The sequence below is a fragment of the Nocardia sp. NPDC059154 genome (assembly GCF_042755705.1).
Taxonomy (GTDB): domain Bacteria; phylum Actinomycetota; class Actinomycetes; order Mycobacteriales; family Mycobacteriaceae; genus Nocardia.
Genome location: NZ_JBHZCS010000062.1, coordinates 47,509 through 58,796, shown reverse-complemented (window position 1 = coordinate 58,796; position 11,288 = coordinate 47,509). Strand labels below are relative to the sequence as shown.

9 protein-coding genes are annotated in these 11,288 nt (G+C 69.4%); 5 read left to right on the top strand and 4 right to left on the bottom strand.

Features of this window, described 5'->3' with window-relative positions; translation table 11 throughout:
- The 3 genes from ACFXN1_RS38595 to ACFXN1_RS38585 all read left to right on the top strand — a co-directional run.
- The coding region (locus ACFXN1_RS38595) for a hypothetical protein (protein WP_379463836.1) at positions 1-110 on the top strand (110 nt) is incomplete at its 5' end.
- Positions 111-248: 138 nt separating this feature from the next.
- Positions 249-620 carry a DUF3817 domain-containing protein gene (locus ACFXN1_RS38590; RefSeq protein ID WP_354850166.1) on the top strand — a complete coding sequence of 124 codons (372 nt, stop codon included), beginning with the start codon at positions 249-251 and terminating at the stop codon, positions 618-620.
- 58 nt (positions 621-678) lie between these two features.
- Complete coding sequence (locus ACFXN1_RS38585) at positions 679-1,539, top strand: tetratricopeptide repeat protein (RefSeq protein ID WP_379436551.1); 861 nt, start codon at positions 679-681, stop codon at positions 1,537-1,539.
- A gap of 73 nt (positions 1,540-1,612) precedes the next feature.
- On the opposite strand, the gene ACFXN1_RS38580 is transcribed toward ACFXN1_RS38585, so the two are convergent.
- Positions 1,613-2,974, bottom strand: coding sequence for a TrpB-like pyridoxal phosphate-dependent enzyme (locus ACFXN1_RS38580; protein ID WP_379436417.1), 1,362 nt, complete (start codon positions 2,972-2,974; stop codon positions 1,613-1,615).
- A gap of 119 nt (positions 2,975-3,093) precedes the next feature.
- Between ACFXN1_RS38580 and ACFXN1_RS38575 the strand changes: the two genes are divergently transcribed.
- Complete coding sequence (locus ACFXN1_RS38575; protein ID WP_379436419.1) at positions 3,094-3,714, top strand: TIGR03086 family metal-binding protein; 621 nt, start codon at positions 3,094-3,096, stop codon at positions 3,712-3,714.
- A gap of 57 nt (positions 3,715-3,771) precedes the next feature.
- On the opposite strand, the gene glgB is transcribed toward ACFXN1_RS38575, so the two are convergent.
- The 3 genes from glgB to ACFXN1_RS38560 are packed head-to-tail and all read right to left on the bottom strand — an operon-like array spanning position 3,772 to position 8,625.
- Positions 3,772-5,943 (bottom strand): 1,4-alpha-glucan branching protein GlgB, encoded by a 2,172-nt coding sequence (glgB, locus tag ACFXN1_RS38570; protein WP_379436420.1) that lies wholly within the window; start codon positions 5,941-5,943, stop codon positions 3,772-3,774.
- Positions 5,940-7,943 (bottom strand): maltotransferase domain-containing protein, encoded by a 2,004-nt coding sequence (locus ACFXN1_RS38565; protein WP_379436422.1) that lies wholly within the window; start codon positions 7,941-7,943, stop codon positions 5,940-5,942. Before ACFXN1_RS38565 ends, glgB begins: the two co-directional genes overlap by 4 nt.
- 22 nt (positions 7,944-7,965) lie before the next feature.
- Positions 7,966-8,625 carry a PaaI family thioesterase gene (locus ACFXN1_RS38560; protein WP_379400654.1) on the bottom strand — a complete coding sequence of 220 codons (660 nt, stop codon included), beginning with the start codon at positions 8,623-8,625 and terminating at the stop codon, positions 7,966-7,968.
- A gap of 92 nt (positions 8,626-8,717) precedes the next feature.
- Here ACFXN1_RS38560 and glgP point away from each other — a divergent pair, with 92 nt between their 5' ends.
- Positions 8,718-11,285, top strand: a complete 2,568-nt coding sequence (gene glgP, locus ACFXN1_RS38555) for an alpha-glucan family phosphorylase (protein WP_379436423.1) — start codon at positions 8,718-8,720, stop codon at positions 11,283-11,285.
- The last annotated feature ends 3 nt before the right edge of the window (positions 11,286-11,288 follow it).

The window sequence follows — 11,288 nt, the reverse complement described above, 5'->3', positions numbered from 1 at the left end:
TCGTCCTGCACCTGGCGCTCGAGCTGCAGCGCCGCGGCGGCGGTGTCGGCGCGGCCGCGCTCTGCGGTGGCGGCGGCCAGGGCGACGCCCTCATCGTCCGCGTGCAGTAGGGACAACTGCTCATGAGGAACAGCCCCGGCTCGTGAGCCGGGGCTGTTCCGTTTCTCATACCAGGAATCCAGCGCGCCCGTCCCAGATGTGACCAGGTCCACTACAGGGCGTCGTAGGCATCGGGCAGAATGGTTGCCATGGGTGATCTGTTCGACCTGTCCACGGTCGCTAAGCGCGTGCGTTTCTTCGGCCTGCTCGAGGTGCCCTCGTGGGTGCTGCTGTTCATCGGCTCGGCCCTGAAGCGCGCGGATGCGCTGGGGATCGCCGATCAGCCGATCAAGTGGCCGGTAATGGTGTTCGGCATGCTGCACGGCATCGTGTTCCTGGCCTACGCCATCAACTGCCTGCTGGCCTCGCGCGAGTTCGAATGGCCGGGCAAGACCACGGGTCTGGCGCTGCTGTCGTCGGTGGTCCCGTTCACGTCCGTGTTCTTCGAGCGGTGGGCGATCAACTCCGGTCAGCTGGGTGAACTGAGCCAAGCCGCGGCACCCGCCGCCGCACGGTCGTGACAAACTGGATGTCGTGACTCGACCTGCACGCCGTCCCTCCGCCGCCGCAGCCGCCGCCATGTCGGGCGCGGTGGACCTGTCCGCTCTCAAGCAGCCGGCCGCCGCCGCGGGAGATGTCCCGGGTGACCATGCCGTCACCGAGGCCAATTTCGAGGATCGAGTGCTACGGCGCTCCACTCAGGTGCCGGTGGTGGTGGCGCTGTACTCGCAGCGCAGCCCCGGGAGCATCGAGCTGGTGAAGCTGCTGGAGCAGCTCGTCGGCCAGAGTGGTGGTGACTGGGATCTGGCCACCGTCGAGGCCGAGTCCAACATGCGCATCGCGCAGGCCTTCGGCGTGCAGGGCATTCCGACCGTGGTCGCCGTGGCCGCGGGCCAGCCGCTCGCCGACTTCACCGGCAATCAGCCGGAGGAGCAGGTGACCCAGTGGATCGCCGCCGTGGTGGACGCCGTGCGCGGCAAGCTCCCCGGCGTCGGCGCGGAGGCCGCCGCGGCCGAGCCCGAGGCTCCCGAGGATCCCCGCTTCGTCGCCGCCGAAGAGGCCTTGGAGCGCGGCGAATTCGACAACGCGATCGCCGCGTACGAGGCCATCCTGGCCGCCGAGCCGAACAACGCCGAGGCCAAGGCCGCCCTGCGTCAGGTCCAATTCCTTTCCCGCGTACAGGATCTCGACCCCGCCGCCGTCGCCAAGTCCGACGCCGACCCGGCCGATCTGGACGCCGCCATTGCCGCGGCCGATCTGGAAATGTTCAACCAGCAGCCGGAGGCCGCCTTCGACCGCCTCGTTGCCCAGGTCAAGCGCACCGCCGGCGACGACCGAACCAAGGCCCGCACCCACCTGCTCGAGCTCTTCGAACTCTTCGACCCCGCCGAGCCCATCGTGGTCGCCGCTCGCCGCAAGCTCGCCGCCGCTTTGTACTGACGACTGGAGATCAGGGAGCTCTCACCGCGGGGAATTCGGACGAAATCCCGCAGAGAGGGCTCCCTGATCTTGTTCAGACGGTGGGGAGGCCGGCGAGGGCGGCGTCGATACGGGGCTGGGGGAGTTCGAAGTCCGGGATTTCGCCTGCGAGATAGCGCTCGTAGGCGGTCATATCGAAGTGGCCGTGGCCGCACAGGGCGGTCAGCAGGACCTTCTCTTCACCGGATTCGGTGCACCGCTTGGCCTCTTCGATGACGGCCGCCAGGGCGTGAGAGGGCTCGGGTGCGGGGAGGATGCCCTCGGCCTTCGCGAAAGTGACCGCCGCGGCGAAGCATTCGCGCTGCTGCTTCGCCACCGCCTCGAACAATCCGAGCTCGTACATGTGCGACAGCAGTGGCGACATGCCGTGGTATCGCAGCCCGCCCGCATGCACCGGATCGGGGATGAAGTCGTGGCCCAGGGTGTGCATCTTCATCAATGGGGTGAAGCCGGCGGTGTCGCCGAAGTCGTAGGCGTAGATGCCGCGCGTGAACGACGGGCACGCGGCGGGCTCGACGGCCCGGATCACCGGATCGGTTCGGCCCGCGAGCTTTTCGCGCAGGAAGGGCAGGAACAGTCCTGCGAAGTTGGAGCCGCCGCCGGTGCAGCCGATGATCAGATCGGGCAGGCGTTCACCCGCCGCGGCGAACTGTTTCAGCGCCTCCTCACCGATGACGGTCTGGTACAGCAGAACATGATTGAGCACACTGCCCAGCGCGTAGCGGGTTGTCGGGTCGGCCGCGGCCACCTCCACCGCCTCGCTGATGGCGATGCCCAGGCTGCCGGGTGAATCCGGATGGTCGGCCAGGATTTTCGCGCCCGCGGCGGTGATCGGCGAGGGGCTGGCGTGCACGGTCGCGCCCCAGGTCTGCATGAGCGTGCGCCGGTGCGGTTTCTGGTCGTAGGAGGCGCGCACCATCCACACCTCGCAGTCGATGCCGTACTGCGCACAGGCGAAGGCGAGCGCGCTGCCCCACTGGCCCGCGCCCGTCTCGGTGGTCAGTCGCCGGGTGCCCTCGGCGGCGTTGTAGAACGCCTGCGGCACAGCGGTATTCGGCTTGTGTGAGCCGGCGGGGGAGACGCCCTCGTACTTGTAGTAGATCCGGGCCGGGGTGCCGAGCGCCTTCTCCAGCCGTCGCGCCCGGAACAGTGGCGTCGGCCGCCAGAGCCGGTAGACGTCGATGACCTCGGCCGGAATGTCGAGGTAGCGGTCGCCGCTCACCTCCTGCCGGATGAGCTCCATCGGGAACAGCGGGGCCAGATCCTCGGGTCCGACCGGCTGTCCGGTGCCGGGGTGCAGTGGGGGCGGTGGTGGTGCGGGCAGGTCCGGGATGACGTTGTACCAACGCCTCGGGATCTCGGATTCGTCCAGCGTGATCTTGGTGCGCTCGTCCACGGGACCCTCCCGGCTCGAAAAGGCTGTCTGTCCAGACTGCTCCCGCAGCGGACCCGTTGGTGTGGAATTCGCCGGATTATCACTGTCGCAGCCGCGCGGAAATTAGTAAGCTGGTGCGTATGATAAGCACGTATGAAGAATTGCTGGCCTCGGGAACCGAACTGCTCGCGCTGGACGCCCGCGCGGTGCGCGCCAGCATCGAGGTGGTGGCGGGACTCACCCCCGCCGATCTGGACGCACCCACGCCCTGCGTGGGCTGGACGCTGCGAGACCTGCTGGAGCACATGATCGTTCAGCACTACGGCTTCGCGGCCGCCGCCCGCGGCGAGAGTGATCTCGCGCTGTGGAAGCCGCAGCCGCTCGGCGGCGATCCGATCGGTGAGTACCGGGCGGCGGCCGAGCACGTGCTGGCCACCTTCGCCGAGCCGGGCGTTCTGGAACGGCAGTTCCCGCTGCCGGAGGTCCGCGACGGCATCGTGATTCCCGCGCCGCTGGCCATCAGCTTTCACTTCATCGACTACATCGTGCACGCCTGGGATGTGGCGCGGGCACTCGGCCAGACCGTGGAATTCGACGCGGACCTGCTGAGCGCTGGACTGCCGGTGGCCGAGGCGGTGCCGGGAGGACCGCACCGGGAGCGGCCCGGCGCGTCGTTCGCGCCCGAGGTGACCGCGCCGGAGGCGTCCGGGCTGGACCGGATCCTGGCAGTGCTGGGCCGCTCGCCCGGCTGGCCGGAGTGATCGGGGAGCTCTCCCGCGCGTGGTTCCCCGCTCCCGTCCGGTGGGGAACCGGTCGTCCTACCCGGTGCCGTCCGATGGCGTCTTCGACAACCAGAGGGCGCTGTTCGGCGCGAGGGTCAGGGCGGCCGACACCGGGCGGCCGTGCCAGGGCACGGGCTCGGCGGCGATCGGGTCGGCATTGCCCGCGCCGCTGCCGCCATAGGCGACGGCATCGGTGTTCAGCACCTCGTGCCACGAATCCGGTTCGGGCCCGGGCAATCCGATGCGATAGCCGCCGAGCTGACGGCCCGAGAAGTTGTAGACGCAGGCGAGAATGGATCCGTCGGTGCCGTAGCGCAGGAACGACAGCACATTGTTGTCGCGGTCGTCGGCGTCGATCCAGGAGTAGCCGCCCGGCGACGTATCCTGGCTCCATAGTGCGGGATTGGCGGCATACTGCCGGTTGAGGTCCCCGACCAGCCGCTGAATGCCCTGGTGCAGAGGGTTTTCCAGCTCGTACCAATCCAGTCCGCGATCGTGGTCCCACTCCCGGAACTGGCCGAATTCCTGGCCCATGAACAACAGCTGCTTTCCCGGGTGCGCCCACATGTAGGCCAGCAGCGCGCGGACCCCGCTCGCCCTGGTGAAATCGTCACCGGGCATGCGGGTCCACAGGGTCCCCTTGCCGTAGACCACCTCGTCGTGGCTGATCGGCAGCACGTAGTTCTCGCTCCACGCATACGTCAGCGAGAAGGTGACCTCGTTGTGGTGCCAGGTCCGGTACACCGGATCGTGGGCGAGATACCCGAGCGTGTCGTGCATCCAGCCCATGTTCCATTTCATGGTGAAGCCCAGGCCGCCGACCTCGGTGGCGCGGGTGACCCCCGGCCAGGTGGTGGACTCCTCGGCCACCGTCAGTACGCCCGGATGGTGCTTGTGCACGGTCGCGTTCATTTCCTGCAGGAAGGCGACGGCCTCCAGATTCTCGCGGCCGCCGTGGATGTTCGGCTCCCAGTCGGGGCGGGAGTAGTCCAGGTAGAGCATCGAGGCCACGGCGTCCACGCGCAGGCCGTCGATGTGGAACTCTTCGATCCAGTACAGCGCGTTGGCGACCAGGAAGTTGCGGACCTCGTGGCGGCCGAAGTTGAAAACGTAGGTGCCCCAGTCGAGTTGCTCGCCGCGGCGCGGATCGGCGTGCTCGTAGAGGGCGGTGCCGTCGAATCTGGCCAGCGCCCACTCGTCCCGCGGGAAGTGCGCGGGCACCCAGTCGAGGATGACGCCGATTCCGCTGCGGTGCAGGTGATCCACCAGGAACCGGAAGTCGTCGGGGGAGCCGAAGCGGGCGGTCGGCGCGTAGTAGGAGGTGACCTGGTAACCCCAGGAGCCGCCGAAGGGATGCTCGGCCACCGGTAGCAGCTCGACATGCGTGAAGCCCTGGGCGAGAACGTATTCCGCCAGCTGCTCGGCGATCTCGCGATACCCGAGCCCCGGCCGCCACGAACCCAGATGCACCTCGTAGACGCTGACCGGCGCGCGCAGCGGATCGGTGCGAGCCCGCGCCCGCAGCCATTCGGTATCGCCCCAGGTGAATTCGCTCGCGGTGACGACCGACGCGGTCGCGGGCGGGACCTCGGTGGCGTAGGCCATCGGATCGGCGTGGTCGACGGTGCGTCCGTCCGCCCCGTGCACGCGGTACTTGTACAGCGCCCCGGCCTCGATGCCGGGCAGGAACAGCTCCCACACCCCGGAATCGCCGAGTTTCCGCATGGGGGCGGTGTTTCCGCTCCAACCGTCGAAATCCCCGATCACCGCCACGCCCCGCGCATTCGGGGCCCACACCGCGAAGGCCGTGCCGGACACCTCGCCGTGGAGGGTGGGGTAGCGCTTCGGGTGCGCGCCCAGCACCTCCCAGAGCCGCTCGTGCCGGCCCTCGCCGAGCAGGTGCAGATCGACGTCGCCGAGGGCGGGCAGGAAGCGGTACCCGTCCGCGTCCACCACCGTGCGCCCGCCCGGATAGGAGGTGATCAGGCGGTAGTCCCACAGCTGCGGGAACGGCACCACGGCCTCGAACACGCCGTGCTCGCGATGTGCCAGTGGATGATCCACGCCGCCGATCCGGGCCGCGACCGTCTCCGCGTGCGGCCGCAGCACCCGGATGACGGTCCCGTCGGGATGCGGATGCGCCCCCAGCACCGTGTGCGGATCGGGGTGCGTGCCCGCCGCCAGCAGCAGAAGGTCGCGCCGATTCATCGGAACGATCGGCGATGGGCGAGCTCGGTGCGCGCGGCGGCCGGCACCGGCGGCAGCGCGAGAATGTGGGCCGCCACCCGGGCCGGGTCCAGGCGCACGTAATTGCTCTGGCCCCAGTGGTATTCCTCGCCGGTGACCTCGTCGTACACCGTCGGCCGGTCGTGCCATTCGCGTCCGATGGCGGGCAGGTCGAGCGAGACCATGCCCTGCTCGGCGCCGAACGGGTTCAGGTTCACCACCACGAGCACGGCGTCGCCGGTGGTGGGGTCGAACTTCGAGAACGCCAGCAGCGCATCGTTGTCCACGTAATGGAAGTGGATGCAGCGCACCTGCTGCAGCGCGGGATGCGCGCGCCGGATCTCGTTGAGCCGGGTCAGCCACGGCTCCAGGGATTCTCCGCGCGCGGCCGCCTCGGCGAAACGGCGTGGCCGCAGCTGGTATTTCTCGGAGTCCAGGTACTCTTCGCTGCCCTGCTGCACCGCCTGGTGCTCGTACAGCTCGAAGCCCGAGTACACGCCCCAGGTGGCCCCGAGCGTCGCGGCCAGCACCGCACGAATCGCGAACATGCCGGGCCCGCCGTACTGCAGGCTCTCGTGCAGGATGTCGGGGGTGTTCACGAACAGGTTGGCCCGGGCCTCATCGGCCTTGGCGGCCAATTCCCGGCCGAATTCCTCGAGGTCGTGTTTGTGGGTGCGCCAGGTGAAATACGTGTAGGACTGGCTGAATCCGCGCCGCGCCAGACCGTACATGCGCGCGGGGCGGGTGAATGCCTCCGACAGGAAGATGGTCTCCGGATTCTTCCGGTGCACCTCGGCGATCAGCCATTCCCAGAAGTCCGCCGGTTTGGTGTGCGGATTGTCGACCCGGAACACGGTGACACCCAGGCCGATCCAATGCCGTACCACTCGCAGCACCTCGGCGTAGAGCCCGTCGGGCTCGTCGTCGAAATTGAGTGGATAGATGTCCTGATACTTCTTCGGCGGATTCTCCGCGTACGCGATTGTGCCGTCGGGCAGCGTGGTGAACCACTCCGGATGCGCCGCCACCCACGGATGGTCGGGCGCGCACTGCAGCGCCAGGTCCAGCGCCACCTCCATACCCAATTCCCGTGCGGCCGCGACGAAGTCGACGAAGTCGGCCTCGGTGCCCAGCAGCGGGTGGATGGCGTCGTGCCCGCCCTCCGCCGAGCCGATGGCCCACGGCGAGCCGACATCCGCGGGTCCCGCGGTCAGGGAGTTGTTGGGCCCCTTGCGATTCACCGTGCCGATGGGGTGGATCGGCGGCAGGTACACCACGTCGAAGCCCATGGCGGCAATGCGGGGCAGATCCTTGGTGGCGGTGGCGAGGGTTCCGTGCACGGGGCGGCCCTCGGCGTCCCAGCCGCCGGTCGACCGCGGGAAGAATTCGTACCACGCTCCGACCAGCGCCCGCTGCCGCTCCACCTGCACGGTGTGCAACGGCCCGTGAGTCACGAACTCCCGCAACGGTGTTGCCCGCAGGATCTCGCCGACCTCGGCGCCGAAGGCGGCGGCGACCCGGGCGGGCAGTTGCGCGTCGCTGCGCAGCGCGGCGGCCGCGGCGCGCAGGATCTCCCACTGCCGCTTCGGGACCGCGAGCGCGGCCCGCTCCAGCAGCCGGGCCCCGGTCTCCAGATCATTGGCCAGATCGACGGCGCTCTGCCCGACGGCGAGCTTGGCCTCGACCCCGGATCGCCAGGTGGCGAGGGGATCGCTCCAGCCCTCGATCCGGAAGGTCCAGCGCCCGGGCATGGTCGGGGTGAACACCGCGTTGAACACGTCCGGCTCGTACTCCGGGCTCATGCGAATGCGCTGCGTGCGTGCCGAACCCGGGGCCTGCACCGCCAGCGTGGCGGCGACCGCCTCGTGGCCCTCCCGCCAGACCACCGCTCGCACCGGGACGACCTCACCGACCACGGCCTTGGTCGGCCGGCCGCCGGGAATCACGGGGGCGGTGTCATCGATGGCGATGCGGCCGGTCACGCCCTCGAACTTACCGGAGTGGCTACTGCTGGCCCGGCTTGAGGAGCACGAACAGGCCGTGGGCCTCGGCACACAGCCGGTCGCCGTCGTGCAGGGTGGCGCGGACGAACACCTTGCGGCCCTCCTGCCGCTCCACCCAGCCGCGCAGCACCAGTTCGGTGTTCAGCGGCGTGATGGACCGGTAGTCGACGTGCAGGAAGGCGGTGCGGGTGGCCTGCCTGGTGTACAGGGCCGCCGTCATGCCGAGCAGGTCGTCGAAGCCGAGGGCGATGTGGCCGCCGTGGGCCGCGCCGTTGCCGCCCAGGTGGAAGGTGCGGAAGGTGATGCGGGCGCGCACCCCGTCCTCGCCCGCGGCGTCGACCTCGAACGGCGGCAGCGTGATGTTGCCGCGCGCGGGCAGGTCGTTGCGATGCCACGCCGGCGCGTCCCATTCGTCGACGACCGCCGCGTCGAGCTTGTCGTTGAGCTCCTTCAAGGTGGCGATCACATCCAGCGCCAGCGCGTCGGACGGGTCGGCCAGCCGCACCCGGTCCATCAGCCCGCGCACCTCGTCGATGAACTCCCCGTAGTGCGCTCCACCCTTGGTGTTGTCGCGGCCCAGTTCTCGGATCGGCCGGAACCCGCCCTCGTGATGCTCCTGGGTGGGCTGTCCCTCGACCGCCTCGATCTGCTGCTCGCTCATGCTGAAACACGTTATCGGTTGCTTAGCGGATGCTCGCGCCGGGGCACCGGTAGTGAGCTGGGCAGACGGATCCCCAGGTAGGGTCTACAGGGGTGAAGGCATTGCGTCGATTCACCGTTCGTGCCCATCTGCCGGAGCGGTTGTCCGCATTGACCGAGCTGGCGACCAATTTGCGCTGGTCGTGGCATGGGCCTACCCAGGATGTGTTCGCGGAGCTGGATCCCCGGCTGTGGACCGAGGTCGGGCACGATCCCGTTCGGATGTTGGGGGAGGTGCCCGCGGCCCGGCTCGACGAGCTGGCCGGGGACGAGGCCTACGTGCGGCGGGTCGATGCCGCGGCGGCCGATCTGCAGGACTATCTGGACCGCCCTCGCTGGTTCCAGAAGCAGCAGCGCGGGCCGCGGGGGATCGCGTACTTCTCCATGGAGTTCGGCGTCACCGAGGTGCTGCCCAACTATTCGGGCGGGCTCGGGATTCTGGCTGGCGACCACCTCAAGGCCGCCTCGGATCTGGGCCTGCCGCTCATCGGCGTCGGATTGCTGTACCGCTCGGGCTATTTCCGGCAGTCGCTGACCGCCGACGGCTGGCAGGCCGAGCACTATCCGGCCCTCGACCCGATGGGGCTGCCGCTCCGGCTGCTCACAGAGGGCGGTGCGCCGGTGCTCGTGCATGTGGCCATGCCCGAGGGGCGGGTGCTGCGGGCCCGGGTGTGGATCGCCCAGGTGGGCCGGATTCCCCTGCTGCTCCTGGACTCCGATATCGCCGACAACGACCCGGAACTGCGGGCCGTCACCGACCGGCTCTACGGCGGCGATCAGGACCACCGCATCAAGCAGGAGATCCTGGCCGGCATCGGCGGCGTCCGGGCGGTGCGCGCCTACACCCGCGCCAACGGCCTGCCCGATCCCGACGTCTTCCACATGAACGAGGGCCACGCCGGATTCCTCGGCATCGAGCGCATCCGCGAATTCATGGCCGCTGGAATGGATTTCGACTCCGCGCTGGCCGCGGTACGCGCCGGCACCGTCTTCACCACCCACACCCCGGTCCCCGCGGGCATCGACCGCTTCGCCGGCTCCCTGGTGCGCCGGTACTTCGGCGGCGCGCACGGCGAACGGGAATCACCGGTGCTGCCGGGCGTTTCCGTGGACCGCATCCTGGCCATGGGGCGCGAGGCCGATCCGTCGGTGTTCAACATGGCCCACCTCGGCCTGCGCCTGGCCCAGCGCGCCAACGGCGTGTCGAAGCTGCACGGCGAGGTCAGCCGCGCCATGTTCGCGCCGCTGTGGCCGGGCTTCGACGCGCGCGAGGTCCCGATCGGCTCGGTCACCAATGGCGTGCACGCCCCCACCTGGGCCGCGCGCGAATGGATCGACAAGGCCCGCGAACTCATCGGCGCCGAACTGGTCGAGGAGGCCCGCGGCTGGGAGCGGCTGTGCGATGTGGACCTGCGTGAACTGTGGTCCACCCGGAATGCCCTGCGCGGCATCCTGGTCGACGAGGTGCGCCGCCGGCTGCGCAATTCGTGGCTCGAACGCGGCGCCGCCAGCGCCGAACTCGGCTGGATCGACGAGGTTTTCGACCCGGGCGTGCTGACCGTCGGCTTCGCCCGGCGCGTCCCCACCTACAAGCGCCTCACCCTGATGCTGCGTGACCCGGAACGCCTGCGCGCCATGCTGCTCGATCCGGAGCATCCGGTGCAGCTGGTGGTCGCCGGCAAATCGCATCCGGCCGACGAGGGCGGCAAGGCGCTCATCCAGCAGGTGGTCCGCTTCGCCGACGATCCGGCCGTGCGCCACCGCATCGTCTTCCTGCCGGACTACGACATGTCCATGGCCCGCTACCTGTACTGGGGCTGCGACGTCTGGCTCAACAACCCGCTGCGCCCGCTCGAGGCCTGCGGCACCTCCGGCATGAAGTCGGCCCTCAACGGCGGCCTCAACCTGTCCGTCCGCGACGGCTGGTGGGACGAGATGTACGACGGCGAGAACGGCTGGTCCATCCCCACCGCCGACGGCGTCCGCGACGAGCACCGCCGCGACGACCTCGAGGCCTCGGCCCTCTACGACCTGCTGGAACGCGCTGTGCTGCCGCGCTTCTACGACCGTGACCACGACGACCTGCCGGCCCGCTGGATGGAAATGGTCCGCCACACCCTGCGGACGCTGGGCCCGAAGGTGCTGGCCTCCCGCATGGTCCGCGACTACGCCGTCGACTATTACGCGCCCGCCGCCGCAGCCTATGAAGCGGTGTCCGCCAACGACTTCAAGGGCGCACAGGACCTGTCGGTGTACCGCCGCCGTGTCGAATCCGCCTGGCCCACGGTCAAAGTCCTGCAGGTGGACAGCTCCGGCCTGCCCGACACCCCGGTCATCGGCGCGGACCTGGACCTGCGCGCCCGCATCGACCTCGGCGGCCTCACCCCCGCCGACGTCAGTGTGCAGGCGGTGCTCGGCCGGGTCTCACCCACCGACGACCTGACCGACGTGCATACCTTCCCCATGCGCCACGCCGGAACCGATTCCGGCGCCGACATTTTCACCATCCAGACGCCGGTCCCGCTGTCCGGCGCGGTCGGCTACACGATCCGCATCCTGCCGCACCACCCGCTCCTCGCCACGGCCGCCGAACTCGGCCTGATCGCCACGCCCAGCCCCTGACGA

Bases quoted from the DNA above. Each gene is read 5' to 3' on its own strand.
- ACFXN1_RS38590 (WP_354850166.1), top strand. From the start codon at position 249: ATGGGTGATCTGTTCGACCTGTCCACGGTCGCTAAGCGCGTGCGTTTC.
- ACFXN1_RS38585 (WP_379436551.1), top strand. From the start codon at position 679: ATGTCGGGCGCGGTGGACCTGTCCGCTCTCAAGCAGCCGGCCGCCGCC.
- ACFXN1_RS38575 (WP_379436419.1), top strand. From the start codon at position 3,094: ATGATAAGCACGTATGAAGAATTGCTGGCCTCGGGAACCGAACTGCTC.
- glgB (WP_379436420.1), bottom strand. From the start codon at position 5,943: ATGAATCGGCGCGACCTTCTGCTGCTGGCGGCGGGCACGCACCCCGAT.
- ACFXN1_RS38560 (WP_379400654.1), bottom strand. From the start codon at position 8,625: ATGAGCGAGCAGCAGATCGAGGCGGTCGAGGGACAGCCCACCCAGGAG.